The organism is Chthoniobacterales bacterium (assembly GCA_036569045.1).
Classification (GTDB): Bacteria; Verrucomicrobiota; Verrucomicrobiia; order Chthoniobacterales; family JAATET01; genus JAATET01.
On sequence record DATCRI010000007.1, the window covers coordinates 24,967 to 40,136 of the forward strand.

The 15,170-nt window shown below is 63.3% G+C and carries 15 protein-coding genes; 4 read left to right on the forward strand and 11 right to left on the reverse strand.

Features of this window, described 5'->3' with window-relative positions; all coding sequences use genetic code 11:
• The first annotated feature begins 65 nt into the window (after nucleotides 1–65).
• Nucleotides 66–1,049 carry a transglutaminase family protein gene (locus VIM61_01020; protein HEY8898983.1) on the forward strand — a complete coding sequence of 328 codons (984 nt, stop codon included), beginning with the start codon at nucleotides 66–68 and terminating at the stop codon, nucleotides 1,047–1,049.
• A 4-nt stretch (nucleotides 1,050–1,053) separates the two neighbouring features.
• Here VIM61_01020 and VIM61_01025 read toward each other — a convergent pair whose 3' ends face one another.
• Both VIM61_01025 and VIM61_01030 read right to left on the reverse strand, forming a co-directional pair.
• On the reverse strand, nucleotides 1,054–2,028 hold the full coding sequence (locus VIM61_01025) for a tRNA-dihydrouridine synthase family protein (protein HEY8898984.1): 975 nt from the start codon (nucleotides 2,026–2,028) through the stop codon (nucleotides 1,054–1,056).
• A gap of 7 nt (nucleotides 2,029–2,035) precedes the next feature.
• A complete protein-coding gene (locus VIM61_01030; GenBank protein ID HEY8898985.1) occupies nucleotides 2,036–3,247 on the reverse strand; it encodes a TIGR03862 family flavoprotein in 1,212 nt (403 codons plus the stop codon).
• Between the two features lie 79 nt (nucleotides 3,248–3,326).
• Here VIM61_01030 and VIM61_01035 point away from each other — a divergent pair, with 79 nt between their 5' ends.
• Both VIM61_01035 and VIM61_01040 read left to right on the forward strand, forming a co-directional pair.
• Entirely contained in the window at nucleotides 3,327–4,937 is a 1,611-nt protein-coding gene (locus VIM61_01035) for an ABC-F family ATP-binding cassette domain-containing protein (protein ID HEY8898986.1), read from the forward strand.
• Between the two features lie 50 nt (nucleotides 4,938–4,987).
• Nucleotides 4,988–5,881 carry a YceI family protein gene (locus VIM61_01040; protein ID HEY8898987.1) on the forward strand — a complete coding sequence of 298 codons (894 nt, stop codon included), beginning with the start codon at nucleotides 4,988–4,990 and terminating at the stop codon, nucleotides 5,879–5,881.
• A gap of 21 nt (nucleotides 5,882–5,902) precedes the next feature.
• Here VIM61_01040 and rsgA read toward each other — a convergent pair whose 3' ends face one another.
• The 9 genes from rsgA to VIM61_01085 form a co-directional block, all read right to left on the reverse strand.
• Nucleotides 5,903–7,018 carry a ribosome small subunit-dependent GTPase A gene (gene rsgA, locus VIM61_01045; GenBank protein ID HEY8898988.1) on the reverse strand — a complete coding sequence of 372 codons (1,116 nt, stop codon included), beginning with the start codon at nucleotides 7,016–7,018 and terminating at the stop codon, nucleotides 5,903–5,905.
• Nucleotides 7,019–7,047: 29 nt separating this feature from the next.
• Nucleotides 7,048–8,253, reverse strand: a complete 1,206-nt coding sequence (locus tag VIM61_01050) for a hypothetical protein (GenBank protein ID HEY8898989.1) — start codon at nucleotides 8,251–8,253, stop codon at nucleotides 7,048–7,050.
• A gap of 73 nt (nucleotides 8,254–8,326) precedes the next feature.
• Nucleotides 8,327–8,626: a hypothetical protein gene (locus VIM61_01055; GenBank protein ID HEY8898990.1), complete on the reverse strand. Its 300-nt coding sequence runs from the start codon at nucleotides 8,624–8,626 to the stop codon at nucleotides 8,327–8,329.
• A complete protein-coding gene (locus tag VIM61_01060; protein HEY8898991.1) occupies nucleotides 8,623–8,841 on the reverse strand; it encodes an addiction module protein in 219 nt (72 codons plus the stop codon). Before VIM61_01060 ends, VIM61_01055 begins: the two co-directional genes overlap by 4 nt.
• A 734-nt stretch (nucleotides 8,842–9,575) precedes the next feature.
• Nucleotides 9,576–10,589 carry a hypothetical protein gene (locus VIM61_01065; protein HEY8898992.1) on the reverse strand — a complete coding sequence of 338 codons (1,014 nt, stop codon included), beginning with the start codon at nucleotides 10,587–10,589 and terminating at the stop codon, nucleotides 9,576–9,578.
• A 130-nt stretch (nucleotides 10,590–10,719) separates the two neighbouring features.
• Nucleotides 10,720–11,271: a hypothetical protein gene (locus VIM61_01070; GenBank protein HEY8898993.1), complete on the reverse strand. Its 552-nt coding sequence runs from the start codon at nucleotides 11,269–11,271 to the stop codon at nucleotides 10,720–10,722.
• A 106-nt stretch (nucleotides 11,272–11,377) separates the two neighbouring features.
• Nucleotides 11,378–11,809, reverse strand: a complete 432-nt coding sequence (locus tag VIM61_01075; protein ID HEY8898994.1) for a GNAT family N-acetyltransferase — start codon at nucleotides 11,807–11,809, stop codon at nucleotides 11,378–11,380.
• A gap of 230 nt (nucleotides 11,810–12,039) precedes the next feature.
• Entirely contained in the window at nucleotides 12,040–12,963 is a 924-nt protein-coding gene (locus tag VIM61_01080) for a fibronectin type III domain-containing protein (GenBank protein ID HEY8898995.1), read from the reverse strand.
• Between the two features lie 581 nt (nucleotides 12,964–13,544).
• Complete coding sequence (locus VIM61_01085) at nucleotides 13,545–14,516, reverse strand: alpha/beta fold hydrolase (protein ID HEY8898996.1); 972 nt, start codon at nucleotides 14,514–14,516, stop codon at nucleotides 13,545–13,547.
• Nucleotides 14,517–14,645: 129 nt separating this feature from the next.
• Here VIM61_01085 and VIM61_01090 point away from each other — a divergent pair, with 129 nt between their 5' ends.
• The gene (locus VIM61_01090) at nucleotides 14,646–15,104 is read left to right on the forward strand and encodes a hypothetical protein (protein HEY8898997.1); all 459 of its coding nucleotides are present in this window, start codon (nucleotides 14,646–14,648) and stop codon (nucleotides 15,102–15,104) included.
• Nucleotides 15,105–15,170 lie beyond the last annotated feature (66 nt).

The following is a 15,170-nucleotide window of genomic DNA, read 5'->3' on the forward strand; positions in this document are numbered from 1 at the left end:
TTGGTGTTTGCATTGGGTCGATACGGTCGGAAGGTAGACCCGTTGCGATATGGGAGCAACGACACATGAGGGAAGACATCACACAAACCGCCGCGGAGCCGTTGCCCCCGCTGGATCTCGCCGTGCGCATCGGCTGCGAGCTCACCTATCAATGCGAGACCGAGACGCCCGCCCTCGTGACCTTCAAGCCGCGGCATGATGCCTACCAGTCGATCCGGCAGGAGAGCGTGATCTTCGAACCCGAGCTGCCGGCCACGGAATTCGAGGACGACCACGGCAACATCGTGTTCCGCACGGTCCTGAAACCCGGAACGAATCTCCTGCGCTACGACGCCGTCGCGATGGTTCCCAGCCTGCGGGAGGATTTCCTCCACGTCGACGAACCGATCGCCCCGCACCTTTTGCCCGCGTCGATTCTGCGTTACACGCTGCCCACGCGCTACTGCGACTCGGACAAACTTCTCGATTTTGCGTGGAAGAACTTCGGCCATCTTCCGAACGGCCTCGCCCGCGTGCGCGGCATCTGCGAATGGCTGCACCACCACATCGAATATCGCACCGGCTCCGGCAGCCCGAATATTTCCGCCCACGACGTCATCGAGCGTCGCTACGGCGTCTGCCGCGATCTCGCCCACTGCGCCGTCGCGCTCTGCCGCACGTTCAACATTCCCGCCCGCTACGTCAGCGGCTATGTGCCCGACATCGCCTGCTACGATCCCGGCACTCCCATGGATTTCCACGCCTACATGGAGGTCTTCCTCGGCGGCCACTGGCAGGTCTTCGACGCCCGTTTCAACGAACCCCGCGTCGGTCGCATTCGCATCTCCGCGGGTTACGATGCCGTGAACGGCGCCTTCACCACGCTCTACGGCGCCGCGGTTCTCACGAATTTCCAGGTGTGGTCGTATCAGATCGATCCCGAGGAAGTGCACGTGGGCGATCCCGTCGATCTTTCGAAGCGCCTCTGCGGCACGCCGGAAGTGCGCCACCCCGCCCACCATGTGCCGCATCCGCATACCAGCCCGTCGCTGGTCGTGAATCCGAACTGATCCCTCAGAATACCGCCAGCGCCATCGGCGCGTCGTGGTCGAGATGCTCCGCGCACACCCGGAACAGATCCTCCTCCGTGTCGACCCGCCGGATGTCGTGCAGATAGCGCCCCGTCGGCTCCACGCCCACGCCGAGGAAGTTCAGGTATTTCTTCATCTTCTGGACTTGGAGCTTCTCGGTGCCGCCCGCCGGGAACGTCGCGTCATAAAGCTCGCGGATGTAGGCCAGCACCTCGCGACCGCTCGGCAGCGCCACCTCCTCGCCCCGCTGCCGCTGGCGGATCTGCGAGAAAATCCACGGATTCCGGATCGCCCCGCGCCCGATCATCAACCCGCGCGCGCCGGTCTCGGCGATCACGCGTTCCGCCGTGCCGGCCGAATCGATGTTGCCATTCGCGATCACCGGGCATGGCAATGCCGCAACCGCCCGCCCGATGAATTCGTAGTGCACATCGCTGCGATACATTTCGAGCACCGTGCGGCCGTGGACCGTGAGCAGGTCGATCGAATGCCGCGCAAAGATCGGCAGCAGCTCCTCGAAAATCTCCGGCGTGTCGAAGCCGATTCGTGTCTTGACCGTGAAAGGAATCGTCACCGCCTCGCGCAACGTGCCGAGAATGCGATCCACGCGCGGTAGATCGCGCAGCAGACCGCCGCCCGCGCATTTGCGATAAACCACCGGCGCGGGACAGCCGAGATTCAGGTCGACCGCCGCCACCGGATGGCGCTGGAGTTCCCTTGCCGCCCGCGCGAGGTGCGCCGGATCGTTGCCAATGAGCTGGCCGATCGCCGGGCGACCGGTGGGATTTTCCGTGATCGAGCGCAGGATATCGCGGTCCAGCCGCGACGTATCCGTCACCCGGAAGTATTCCGTGAAATACACATCGGCGCCGCCGTAGCGCGCCATCAGTTTCCAGAACGCCCAGTCCGTCACATCCTGCATCGGCGCCAGCGCCAGCACCGGCGCATCCTGTTTCATCAACGTCTCAAACATCGCGCACCCATCGTAGCGCACCCTGCGCCGCGCGCCTACCCGTCGCAAACGCCCCCTGCATGAGATAGCCGCCCGTCGGCGCCTCCCAGTCGATCATCTCGCCCGCCGCGAATACGCCCGGCATTCGCCGCAGCATCAGCGTCTCGTCGAGCTCGCTCCACCGCACGCCACCCGCCGAGGAAATCGCCTCCGCCAGCGGGCGCGGCCCGAGCAACGCCACCGGAAAATTCTTCACCGCCGCCGCCACGTCCGCCGCGGCATTCCACATCGCCGCATCGGGATGCGTGGCGAAAATGGCTGCCGTCGCGTCGTCCAGTCGCCAGCGCTGCCGCGCCTCGGCGATCCAGTTGCGCCGCGCCGGGCCCATCTTTCTGACGAGATCCTCCGCGCTGACGTCCGGCTTGAAATCGATCACCAGCTCCGGCCGGTCCATCGCCCGCAACGCCGCGCCAAGCGCGTAAATCGCGCCACCCTCCAGGCCATGGCGCGTCACCATCAGCTCCCCGCGCACCGCGGCATCGCCCGCCCGCCCGCCGACGTTCTTCAGCGGACGCCCCTCCGCCACCGCGAGCACCTCCGCCAGCCACGCCACCGCCCAGCCGCAATTCGCCGGCCGCAGCGGCGCCACCGCGATCCCGCGCGCCTCCAGCGCCGCGACCCAGTCGCCGTCGGATCCCGTCTCCGGCCACGAGCCGCCCCCGAGCGCGAGAATCGTCGCGTCGGCCTTCACCGCTCGCGGGCCGTCGGGCGTCGCAAATTCCAGCGCGCCGTCCGCGTTCCATCCCACGAAACGATGATGCATCGCAAAGCGCACGCCCGCCCGCCGCAGCCGCTGCACCCAGCCGCGCAGCAGCGGCGCCGCCTTCATCTCGCGCGGATACACGCGCCCCGTCGAGGCCTCGAAAGTCTCCACGCCCAGCCCCGCCGCCCACGCGCGCAAATCCTCCGGTCCGAACTCCGCGATCAGCGCCGGCCAGAAATTCGCCGGCATCTCCGGCCCGGAATACCGCGCCGCGAAGCGCTCCGTCGGCTCGCTCTTCGTGAGATTCAGCCCGCCGCCGCCGGCCACGAGGAACTTGCGCCCTACCGACGCCTTCGCATCGAACACCGTCACCGCCGCGCCGCCTTCCGCCGCGATTTCCGCCGCCCGCAGCCCCGCCGGGCCGCCGCCGATTACCGCGATTGAGAAGGTCGATGCATCCACAGATTTTGCAGATTAGCGCAGTTTGGATGAATTCTGTCCAAATCCGTGTAATCTGCGGACCCTTCTTCCGATTTTCTCAATGCTCACGATTCGCAAACTCAAGAAAACCCTCGGCGGCCGCACGCTGTTCGAGGACGCCGCCATGCAGGTCAACTACGGCGAACGCGTCGCCCTCGTCGGCCCGAACGGCGCCGGCAAATCCACGCTCTTCGGCCTCATCCTCAAGAAGGACGAACCCGACACCGGCACCATCGAGCGCGACGAGTGGACCATGATCGGCCACCTTGCCCAGGAAGGCGAAGCCCTCGGCGAAGAGACCGTGATGGACGTCGCCACCGGCCGCGCCGGCGAAGTCCCCGCCCTCGAAAAACGCCTCGCCGAGATGGAGGCCTCCGGCGACGTCGAGAGCGCCGAGTATCAGGAAGCCACGAACAAACACACCGCCCTCGTCGATCCCAAGGTCGAGGCGAAGGCCAAGAAGATCCTCGTCGGCCTCGGCTACAAGGAGGGCGACTTCGAGCGCAAGGCGAAGGAGCTGAGCGGCGGCTGGGTGATGCGCGCCCACCTCGCGCGCCTCCTCGTGATGGAGCCCGACCTCCTCCTCCTCGACGAGCCGACGAACCACCTCGACCTCCTCTCGCTCCTCTGGCTCCAGCAGTATCTCAAGACCTACTCCGGCGCTGTGCTCCTCATCTCGCACGACCGCCAGTTCATGGACGAGATCATCGAGACCGTCTACGACATCGCCGACCAGAAGCTCGTCCAATACACCGGCAACTACACCGCCTACCTCGAACAGCGCGAGCAGCGCTACGAGCAGCAGAACGCCGCCTACAAGAACCAGCAGAAGCAGATCGCCCAGCTCCAGGAGTTCTACGACCGCTTCCGCCAGGTCGCCTCGAAGGCCTCGCAGGCCATGAGCAAGCTCAAGGAAATCGAGCGCATGGAGCTCATCGAGAAACCCACGCCGCCCAAGAAGCCTTTCCGCTTCCAGATTCCCCAGCCGCCCCGCGGGGGCCAGCGCGCGATTTCACTCGAAGGCATCCACATGGCCTACGGCGCGCACAAGGTCTACGAGGGCCTCGACCTCACCATCGAGCGCGGCGAGCGCACCGTGCTCGTCGGCCCGAACGGCGCCGGCAAATCCACGCTGCTCAAGATCCTCGCCGGCGTGCTCGAGTTCCAGAAAGGCGTCCGCAACGAGGGCCACAACGCCAAGATCGGCTATTTCAGCCAGCACCGCGCCGCCACGCTCGACCCGAACAAATCCATCCTCGACGAAGTCATGGCCAGCAACGGCGAGCTCGCCGAGAACGAAGCTCGCGGCATCCTCGGCTCCTTCCTCTTCCGCAAGGACGACATCTACAAGAAGACCAGCGTGCTGAGCGGCGGCGAAAAGACGCGCCTGAACCTCATCAAGTTCCTCGTCGACCCGCCGAACCTCCTCCTCATGGACGAGCCCACGACGCACCTCGACATCCACACGGTCGAGTCGCTCATCCTCGCGCTGGAGAAATACGAGGGCACGCTCGTGTTCATTTCGCACGACGTCCACTTCATCCGCCACCTCGCGACGAAGGTCCTCCATGTGAATGCCGGCACCGTCACCGGCTACCCCGGCGGCTACGACTACTTCCTCGAGAAGACCGGCGCCCTCGGCAACGACCGCGCCGCCATCACCGCGGATTGAAGCACGAATTTTTCCCTGCGCCGTGTGGAACCTTCGGCGAGAGTCCGGGCATGAACGCCTCCGCTCTCGCCGAAGCTCTCGCCAGCCCTCATTCGCCCCGGCTCCTCCACGTCCTGCCCGCGGAGCATTTCGCCGCGGCCCACATCGCCGGGGCCGTGAATGCGTGCATCTACGAGACCGCCTTCCTCGAGAAGGTGCGCGCCCTCGCTCCTGACCCCGCGCTCCCCATCGTCGTCTACGGCGAAGGCGCGCCTTCGCTCGACTCCGAGGAAGCCGCAACGACGCTGCGCGCGGCCGGCTACACCGACGTTTCGGACTTCCGCGGCGGCCTGCGGGAATGGCGCGCGGCGGCTCTGCCGGTCCTCGGCCATGGGGCTCTACCCGTCCCACCCGTGCCGGACGGACGCTACCTCGCCGACCCTGCGACGAGCGTGATCCGCTGGACCGGGCGCAATCTGTTCAACCACCACCACGGCCGCATCCCGCTTGCCGAGGGCGCGGTCGAATGGCGCCGCGGCTCGCTGATCGCCGCGACATTCGCCATCGATCTTCGCGAGATCGTTTGCGAGGACCTCGCGGATGCCGGCTACAACGCGATGCTCATCCGCCACCTGCACTCGCCGGACTTTTTCGACATCGAGCGGCACCCGACCGCGCGTTTCGAAATGACGCGCGCCGAGGCGATTCCCACCGCGACGGAGGGCACCCCGAACTTCGCGATCGCCGGCCCCTTCACCCTGCGCGGGGTCACTCGCGAGATCACCTTTCCCGCCACCATCGCCGCGGCCGACGCCGATCACCTCACCGCGCAGGCCGTGCTGGAGATCGATCGCACCCAATGGGGCAGTCATTACGGCTCGGGCCGGTTCTTCGCCTTCCTCGGGCCGCACGTGGTGAACGACCACATCCTCCTGCACCTCAAGATTCACGCCACGCGCGCCTGAGGCGACCTTCGGGATCGAAGGCTAGTCATCCGCCTCGGCATCCGCGTCGTGCCGCCGGGCGAACCGCTTCGCCTTGCTCTTCACCTCGCGGCGCTCTCGGCGGTCGATGGTCATCTGGCGCTTCTGTCGATTCTGCCGCAGCTCCGCGACCTCGTGGTCGAGCTTGAGGAATCCCTCGTAGCGCGCCGGCGAGAGCGTGCCCGCCTCCACCGCCGCGCGCACGGCGCAGCCGGCGTTCGAGCCGTGGCGGCAATCGGCGAACTTGCACTGCGCCGCCAGCTCCGCGATGTCGGCGAACCGCTCGCGCAGCGTCGTCTCGCTCGTCCACATCTGCACCTCGCGGATGCCTGGGTTGTCGATGATGATGCCGCCCTTGCGCAGCACCATCAGCTCGCGCGCCGTCGTCGTGTGCCGGCCCTTGCCGGTCACCTCGTTCACGCCGTCCGTGTCCTGGTAATCGCCGCCGAGCAGCTGATTGATCACCGAGGATTTCCCCACGCCGCTCGAGCCGACGAACGTCATCGTCACGCCGCGCGTGAGGTGCTGGCGCAGCGGCGTGAGCGTGCGGGACTTCGTCGCGTTCGTGATGAAGACCTCCGCGTCGGGATTCAGCCGGCGGATTTCCTCCGCGGCCGCCTCGCTCTGCGCGACGGGAAAAAGATCGGCCTTGTTCACGAGCACCATCGCCCGCGCCCCGCTCAGGCCGATGATCGCGAAGTAACGCTCCATCCGCCGCAGGTTGAAATCCGGCCCGCTCTCCGTCACCACCACCACGAGGTCCACATTAGCGGCGATCACCTGCTCCTCCGTGCTGCGGCCCGGCATCTTGCGCGAGAGGCATTTCTGGCGCGGCAGCCGCGCGCGGATCACCGTCTCCGTCTCGTCATCGCCCAGCTCCAGGGCCACCCAGTCGCCGACCGCCGGCAGGTCGGCATCCGTCTCCGCATCGTGGTAGACCTTGCCGCTCATCACGACCTCCCGCTCGTCAAACCCATCGTCCCCCGGCAGCAGCGCGCCGTAGGAAATCTTGTTGTCGCGGATCAGGCGCGCCGGCACCCACCCCTCGGCGTGAAACGGCGCAAAGGCCTCCTCGAAGGCCACGTTCCAGCCCAGATCCTCGAGCGTCTTCTCCGCCATGCTAAGCCGTTCTCACGAAAGCCTTCACCTTACCCCGCCGCCAGCACGCGCCAGCTCGACCGCGCAAGGGCCTCGCGCAGCGCCGCGGCATCCTCCGCCGCGAGGTCGCCCGTCGTCTCCGCCCCGGTGAGGTAGCCCTGCAGCGCCGTCAGGAAAACGTCCGCCTGCTCCTCCTCGTCCACCGCGATCTCCTCGGGGAACTCCGCGTCCACCAGCCAGGCGCCATCCGACGCATCGGCCAGCTCCGCCGCCCAGCGCAGGACCGTCTCGATCGCGTCGCCGGGGAAGCGCTGCGCGACCAGGTCGAGAATGTCCGCGCGGTTCGTCAGGTTCAGCAGCAGCGCGAGGAAGAAGCGATGCTCCGGGTCCTCCACCGCCGCGCGCAGCGCCACGATCCCGTCGCGCCGGAGGATCTCCTCCAGCGTCGCCGCCACGCCCCGCGCCCGCGCGCCGTGCTTCGCCTCGAAGGCCCCCAGCACATCCTCCCACGCCCCCAGGCCGCGCAGCGCGCCGATGCCATTCTGCAAAATGAAAAACCCCCGCTCGAAATCCAGCTCCTCCACCATCGCCAGCGCCAGCTCCGCGTAGTCGGGATCGCCCACCCGCTCCAGCACGTCGAGCAGCTGCTTGCGCCGCATCGTGAGCGCGTCGTGATGCACCGGATCCACCGCCACGTGCGGCGGCAGGTAGGTGAATTGCGGGCCCGTGCCGGGGTCCGAATGCGTGCGCACCACCACCGTCACCGACGGCGTATCGAGATGGAACAGCGCATGGATGCACCCCCGCCCGGAGGTGATCGGCACCGTCGCGCCCGTCTCCAGCAGCTCCGTCCCCTTCAGCCGCAGGTCGCCCACGCGGAAATGCGCCGTCACCGACTCCGCATTGTCGAACTCGAACTCCGAATGCAGGCTCGATCCCGCCATCACGTGAAACGCACCCGAGAACTCGTGCTGGTGAATGTCCGTCGTGCCGTCCATCCAGAAGAGCAGCTGGATGTAAAAGCGCGGATGGTCGTAGGCCACGATCTCCGGCTGGCCAAAGCCCGACGCCGTCTGGAACGGCTGCTCATCCTCGATGAGAAACTCCCGAATGAACGCCGCGAGGTCCACCTGCTCGGCGGGCGGATTCTCCTCCAGCGCCGCCTGCGCGATCGGGGGGAAGGCCGGCAACGAGAAATCCACCGCCTTCCAGCGCGCCAGCACCGTGCGCCCGAGTTCCGAGAAAAAAGCATCCATGTGAGCCGACCAACCTCCCCGAAGCCCGCCGCAGCGACAAGCTCGATTCACCAGCACCGCCCCGGATCTCCCCTCAACCGCTGCGAAGATGCCCCCGAATCCACGAGGGCGCCTTTCGGCAGTCCACGATGGCCCGCACCCGAACGAGCTCTCCCTCCACCGTGTAATAAATCGCAAAGGGGAAGCGGCGGGAGAGCGCCCGATGAAATCCCCTGTAGGCCTTTCGATGAATTCCCGCGTAAATTCTGAGCGAATCGACGTCCGAATACAGGCTATCGAGAAAATACGCGCCCAGGCCCGCCTCCCGATCCTCGTAGAAGCGGTATCCCTCGATGAGATCCCTCTTCGCCAGATCGAGGAGCAGCAGCCTCATTGCAGAGACTCTCGGATCTCTCGCTTGGCGACTTCCCAATCCACGAATTTCGCCTCACCCGATTGCACGAGCTTCTCCCGCTCGTCCAGGATGTCCTTGTGCCACTGCGGCACTTCGAGCTGGTCCTCCTGGGCGACGATTCCTTCCCAGAGGGCCTCCATCACGACGAGTTTCTCGCGAAGCGGGAGCTGTCTGATTTCGGCAAGCTCGATCATGGGGGGATTCTAGCCAGTTTCCTGCGGCCTGCCAACAAGGCATCTCCTCGGCGCATCTGCCACGAGGGCTTCCCCTCGCCGGCCCTTTGCCCCGCTCCCGTGCGCGGAATCCAGATGGCGGGCGCGTGCGAAAGCGGAGTGGCCGAGAGAAAGGAACGCGCCGAGGCTGGAGGTTATCCGCAGCGCATTGTTAGACGATGGGTCCTTCATATTTTGGGAGGTCATCCGCCGAAACATACCAAGGGGCATGCTCGGCCCAGAAGATATTAGCCTGCGGTCTTATACCCGGATCCGACTCCAATAATCCACTGGGCACGACCCAGAACTGTTGATTACGGCTCATTTTGGGCAGAGGTGAACCGCAAATCCGGCAAAACCAACGGGGAAATCCCGGATTCTCCAGCGTCTCCACGAAGCGCTCGATGAGGTCTTCTCCCTGCGTCCATCTCACCGAATCCTTGGGAAACGCCATGTTTGCGACATGGAGGGAACCACTCGATTTCTGGCATGAGCGGCAGTGACAATAGAGAAACTTGATGGGCGTTCCGGTAACCTGGAAGGCTACCCTACCACATAAACAGGACCCTGTAATTGGTTTCATAAATTATGGTCAAACGCCAAGCTCAGCTACCCCGAACGCGGGTTGGGGTTGGAACTCGCGTTGTGGGAGTAGCGAAACGTTCGTGAAAAGTGGCGCGTCGCGGCTAGGGGTTAGCTGCAGCGCCTTGTTAGCCCTATTTGGCTGTGAGTCTCCAGTCAAATGTTACCTCAGAAAAGCCATGCAAAATACACTTTTGTAATGTCGCGGTAAGCATGCATACTGCGAGCTCTGAAGCGTCGTGAAGAGCTTCGTAATCTTTTTCAACACTGCCATCTGGAAACCCTCCATCATTCCAACGCTGTATGGGAAAACTCCCATGAACAAAGCGTGACCGTAAATCATAAGCTTGTCCTACAATGTTAGATTTGTTCGGCCATTCTCCCAAAAATATTTTAACTTTTTCACTGAGTTGGCGCCGAAGATCGCCCACTCCTTGACAATAAAAAGCCTCTAATCCCTGCATCGCCCAAAATAGCATGCTCGGAACCTCTACTGAGGAAAGTGAAAGCAGATTTGTAAATGAAGCTAGCGCCCTTTCAATTTTCGTATGGCCTACACCGTTTTCATGAAGCTCTAGCAATGGTGCCCAAGAAACTATTTTTTCAAATGGTAAAATAGATAGACTTGGCCAGCTTGGAGTGTCGTCTTCATCAATTGCGTTGTGAGGAAATCCAGAAACGGCACCGCATTGGTTCATCGGATGATCATGAATAAAAACACGGCCGGCAAACGAGTGTAAATCACCTGGATGAGCTAATGAACCATAAATAAGAGAATCTTGAAGAAAAGATGCGAGTTCACTTGCAGCGATTCCGTATAAGTCTTCGTCTGTGAACTTTGAGTCAGGATTGTGGCGCGCGAGTTCATCTAAATCATATTGCAATCCAGCTTCTACAAGAACGAACGTTATGAACCGTTGTTCAAACATCCAAGGGTGAGTGCCGATAGCAATTTGCTTAATTATTTTCGCCGAAGGAGCTTTTACTAAAGCGGATATAGTCGTAATGCCTGGCTGTAGCGCCTTTGCAAGTTGGGGTAAACCTGTGCAATACGCAGCAATAGCAGCTTTCGATTTTTCAACAGTTCCTGGGAAAGGTATGGTCCTTATCGGAAGCCACGCTGTCAATTCGAAGATGTTACTTAACATGGGCTAACGCTAAGCTCAGCTACCCCGAGCGCGGGTTGAACTCTTGGGTGAGTGTGGACAGAAAGGAAAGACGGTCGTGAAAAGCTGACGCGATGCGGCTAGGGGTTAGCTGCAGCGCCTTGTTCGGTCTTCATGTATCTTCGGAAGGCGTTCTCGAAGAATCTCCAATCTCGATTCTAAAGCAACGGTAGCCATCTTCACTTTCCGGCATAGAAGAAGCGCGCTTATATCGGAAATACATAACGCGATCTTTCTCTCTGAATGTCTTTGTATTTTTGGTCTTTTCTAAATCGCGAAGCGCTTTATCGATTTCATTGATACTTGGTTTGTTGTCTCGCATCAGTGAGAGAATCAAAAAGCGTGCGATAGGAAGACACTGATCATAGGTATGCTCTCGCTGAGGATCGTGGCCTAAATAGAATTGAAAAAATGCTCCGTAAATTTTTCCGTGACTATCGTGGGTAATGTAAACAGAAGTGTCGTTCTGCCCGTGGAGTGTCCAAACGGTATAATGGGGAAACCTTTCGTCAGGATCGTTTCGCTCCATGAGTTTGTCCAAGGCTGGAGCCACTTCCTTCATTGAAACACCTAAAGGGTGAAGATCGGCAGTCAGCTCATCTGGTGTTTCGCAATAGGCGCGATGGAGCGTGCAAAGAAGAATGACGGCGTAGAAAAATTTCATGATTTATATGACCGAACGCCAAGCTCAGCTGCCCCGAACGCGGGTTGGGGTTGGAACTCGCGTTGGAGGAGTAACGGAACGTTCGTAAAAAGGTAGCGCGTCGCGGCTAGGGGTTAGCTGCAGCGCCTTGTTCGGTCTTGATAGATAGAAACTTTTCTTCTGCGAAGGTGATGAAACCCATCTTTCTCCAAAAAGCATTTGAGACTGTGTTAGCACTGACTGTCCGAAGCTCAATTCGATCTGCTCCTTGGGCGAGTAACCAAGCCTTCGCTTCTTTGAATAATAATTCACCGATTCCTTGCTTTCGCTGATCGTGTCGAACGGCTAAATCAGAAATGTAGCCATGCTTCCGATGAATAAATACGGGCGGCTTTTCAGCAATGCGAGCTAAACAATATCCCAGGATAGAACCTTCATTTTCAACGAGGATGTTTAGCGACAATGAATCCTCTAATTTTTTCTCAAGATGGTCTCGGAAAAAATCAGGAGCTTCTGAGTTCACACAAAAAATGGAATCAATATCGGAGTGGAACTGCATGAACTCACTCCACAGTGCAATTACCTGAGAAACGTCTGATTTCCGAATGGGACGTGTGATAGGATTCATTAAATGACCGAACAGCTTGTTGGATTGAATGGGGTGCTGGGGAGATCGGTAGGGGGAGCTGATCTTTAAGGGAGTGGTGGCGGGATGTTAGACAGAATGGGGTGCTGGGACAATGGGCAACTTGCGGGCGGGGCGGCTGCCCCGCCCGTGGGTTGCGGGACTTAGCTGACGGTGATCTGGGCGGGGTCGCCGGGCTGGCTATCCCCGGCTTTGTTGGCGGCGAGGATGCGGACTTTGACGGTGGCGCCGACGGGGAGGTCCGTGAGGGTGGCTTCGTCGTCGGTGGTCTGCTGGTCTTCCACCCAGTCGGCGTCGGTGCCGATGACCAATTTTTGCACCTTGTAGCGTTCGGCGCGGCGGGCGCTGGACCAGTCGGCGAGGACGAGGCCGGGGCCGCCGTTCGTGAGGACGAGCTGGGCGGGGACGGCGGGCGTGGAGGGATCGTCGGGGCGGTTGAGGCCGAAGGCATACCAGCGGGGGTCGTCCCCGTCGATGAGCTGGGTGAGCTCGCGGACGAGGCCGATGAGGCGCTGGCGGAGCTTCTCGGCGGCGGCGTCGCGGAGGGCTTTCTTCTGGCCGGCGGTGGTGTTGGCATTGTTCACGGCGGCGCGGGCGTTCGAGAGGGCGGTGGCCTGCGCGTCAGCGGCGGCGGCGCTCACGCCGAGGCCGAGGTTCTCCTTGCCGGGGTTTGCGGTGAGATAGGCCTTCGCGAGGGGCAGCAGGCCGAGGCGGCCGTCGGTGCTGACGGGGAGGGCGACGCCGGGGCCGGGGAAGCCGGCGGCGGCCCACTCGGCGCTCCACGCGTCGCCGAGGGAGATGGAGAGGACTTTCTTGTAGGCGGCGAGGTAGGCTTTGGCGTTGCTGTCGGCGATCTGCGCGGCGTTGCTGGCGGCCTGCTTCGCCGAACGGGCGGCCTGGAACTGGCTCTCGGCCGTGGTGGCGGCGCTGAGGTCCGTCGTGATGGCGGCGGCGGTGTTTTGTTGGAGGTTGATCGCGCTGCCGTGGGCGGTGGCGCCGTCGGCGGCGTCCTCGGCGAGGGCGAAGATGACGTTGAAAGGACCAGTAGGAATTTCGTTGGATGCCATAGGTAGGATATTCGTGTGTCGTCTTAGGCCAGCGCTGGCGGTTCGCCAATCCTTTTATGTTGCCGCCTGACTTTCTGGGGCCCTGCGCTAAAAAACGCACTTTCGCGCGGCGGCGGCGGGGGTTTTTCTCTGTAAACGCGGGAAATGGGAGCCGGCGGCGATGGCCGGGTGGTCGAAATTGCGGGAAAAAAGGTCGTCGGAGATGCCGGGACGACCTCTTTTTTGAAAAATCTGGTCATGGGAGGAGCTGGGATGACCGGTTTTCCCGCAAAACAAGTCGCCGGAGCAGCCGGGATGACTTCTTTTTCCAAAAAGGAGGGCACCGGAGGAGCTGGGACGAGCCGTTTTGCGGCAAAACAGGTCGTCGGAGATGCCGGGATGATCTCTTTTTTGAAAAATCTGGTCGTGGGAGGAGCCGGGATGACCAGTTTTCCCGCAAAACGGGTCGTCGGAGCAGCCGGGACGGGCGGATTTTTCGTAAAAGCGGCCTTCCGGCCATGCCCGGCGGGGCGAAATGCCGGCGCGGTCCCCTGCCCCCTCGCGGGCGGGGCCGGGACGTCTTCCCGAAGATCCCGGCGGGGCTACGGGAGGGCGGCGAGGAATTCCACGGTGCGGCGTTCGCTCCAGGATTCGCCGCCCCGGCCGAGGGTGAGGAAGCCGAGGTGGCCGCCACTGGCGGGGATCTCCAGGTGGAAGTGGGCGCTGGCGCGGGCCTCGGCCTCGGGGAAGCATTCGGGCGGGAGGAAGGGATCGTTGCGGGCCTGGACGAGGAGCGTGGGGATGGCGATGCGCCCGAGGACTGGGCGGCTGCTGGCGCGGGCCCAGTAGTCCTCGGCGTCGCGGAAGCCGTGGAGGGGGGCGGTGTAGGCGCCGTCGAACTCGCGGAAGGTGCGCATGGCGTCGAGCCCGGCGTCGCTGAGCTGGCCGGGGAAGCGGGCGATCTTGGCGCGGATCTTTTGCCGGAGGCCGACGAGGAAGCGGTCCATATAGATGCGGTTGGCCCGGCTCTCGAGGCGGCGGGAGCTGGCGGCGAGGTCGCAGGGGACGGAGAAGGCGACGGCGCCGCGCAGGCGGGGGTCCGCGGCGGGGCCGAGGTCGCCGAGGTATTTGAGGGTGAGGTTGCCGCCGAGGCTGAAGCCGACGAGGGCGGCGCGTTCATAGCGGCCGGGGGCGAGGACGTGGTCGACGACGGCGGCGAGGTCTTCGGTGGCGCCGCTGTGGTAGGAGCGGAGGAGGCGATTCGGCTCGGCGCCGCAGCCGCGGCAGTTCCACGCGACGACGTCCCAGCCGGCGCGGACGAGGGCGCGGGCCATGCCCTGGATGGAGGGGTTGCGGTATTCACCCTCGAGGCCGTGCGAGAGGATGGCGACGTGGTCGCGGCCGGGCGTCGCGTGCCAATGGAGGTCGAGGAAGTCGCCGTCGGGCAGTTCGAGGCGCTGGTGGCGGTCGGTGATGATGGGGACGCGGCGGAAGAGCGCGGGGAGGATGGTCTGCGCATGGCCGTTGCCGAGGCCGGGGGGCGGGCGGTAGGTGGAGCGGGCGACGAGGGGCATGCGGGGCGGGTGATTGAAGCACACGAAAGGCGCGAACGGCATGGAGAAGTGCGGCCGGGGGGGCTTCCCCTCGCCTTTTTGGGAAACTCTCCGTGCTCTCGGCGGGCGCCGTGTGATTAAAACACGGGGATGAAAGCGCAGATTGTCGCCGCCATCCTGGAAAAGCTCCGTGAGGAATTCGACGTGCGCCGGGCGGTCTCGAAGAGCACGCGGGCGGCGGGCAATGACGAGCAGAGCAAGGCGGAGAACAAATACGACACGCTCTCGATCGAGCAGAACTATCTCGCCGATGGGCTGGCGAAACAGGCGGCCGCCGCTGCATCCGCCGCCGCGGCCTACGAGAAGCTGCGGCTGCGCGACTTCGCCGCGGACGCGGAGATCGACCTCGGCGCGCTCGTGGAGCTGGAGTTTCCCGATGGCCGGGAGTGGTTCTTCCTCGGCCCGGCGGGGGGCGGCACCGAGGTGGCGGTGGCGGGGCGAACGATCACCGTGCTGACGCCGGAATCGCCGCTGGGCGGGCAGCTCGTCGACCGCCGCGTGGGCGACGTGACGACCGCCCCGAAGGCGCGGATCGTGGCCGTGAGCTGAGGGATCTTCGGGGCGGCGACTTTTGCATGTGACATGTGATTCGGCGGACAAATTGACAGCCGCCAC

What these genes read in the sequence shown, in the direction of transcription:
- VIM61_01020 (HEY8898983.1), top strand. Translation starts at nt 66, where the DNA reads ATGAGGGAAGACATCACACAAACCGCCGCGGAGCCGTTGCCCCCGCTG.
- VIM61_01075 (HEY8898994.1), bottom strand. Translation starts at nt 11,809, where the DNA reads ATGCAGTTCCACTCCGATATTGATTCCATTTTTTGTGTGAACTCAGAA.
- VIM61_01040 (HEY8898987.1), top strand. Translation starts at nt 4,988, where the DNA reads ATGAACGCCTCCGCTCTCGCCGAAGCTCTCGCCAGCCCTCATTCGCCC.
- VIM61_01080 (HEY8898995.1), bottom strand. Translation starts at nt 12,963, where the DNA reads ATGGCATCCAACGAAATTCCTACTGGTCCTTTCAACGTCATCTTCGCC.
- VIM61_01035 (HEY8898986.1), top strand. Translation starts at nt 3,327, where the DNA reads ATGCTCACGATTCGCAAACTCAAGAAAACCCTCGGCGGCCGCACGCTG.
- VIM61_01065 (HEY8898992.1), bottom strand. Translation starts at nt 10,589, where the DNA reads ATGTTAAGTAACATCTTCGAATTGACAGCGTGGCTTCCGATAAGGACC.
- rsgA (HEY8898988.1), bottom strand. Translation starts at nt 7,018, where the DNA reads ATGGCGGAGAAGACGCTCGAGGATCTGGGCTGGAACGTGGCCTTCGAG.
- VIM61_01025 (HEY8898984.1), bottom strand. Translation starts at nt 2,028, where the DNA reads ATGAAACAGGATGCGCCGGTGCTGGCGCTGGCGCCGATGCAGGATGTG.
- VIM61_01055 (HEY8898990.1), bottom strand. Translation starts at nt 8,626, where the DNA reads ATGAGGCTGCTGCTCCTCGATCTGGCGAAGAGGGATCTCATCGAGGGA.
- VIM61_01085 (HEY8898996.1), bottom strand. Translation starts at nt 14,516, where the DNA reads ATGCCCCTCGTCGCCCGCTCCACCTACCGCCCGCCCCCCGGCCTCGGC.
- VIM61_01090 (HEY8898997.1), top strand. Translation starts at nt 14,646, where the DNA reads ATGAAAGCGCAGATTGTCGCCGCCATCCTGGAAAAGCTCCGTGAGGAA.
- VIM61_01060 (HEY8898991.1), bottom strand. Translation starts at nt 8,841, where the DNA reads ATGATCGAGCTTGCCGAAATCAGACAGCTCCCGCTTCGCGAGAAACTC.
- VIM61_01070 (HEY8898993.1), bottom strand. Translation starts at nt 11,271, where the DNA reads ATGAAATTTTTCTACGCCGTCATTCTTCTTTGCACGCTCCATCGCGCC.
- VIM61_01050 (HEY8898989.1), bottom strand. Translation starts at nt 8,253, where the DNA reads ATGGATGCTTTTTTCTCGGAACTCGGGCGCACGGTGCTGGCGCGCTGG.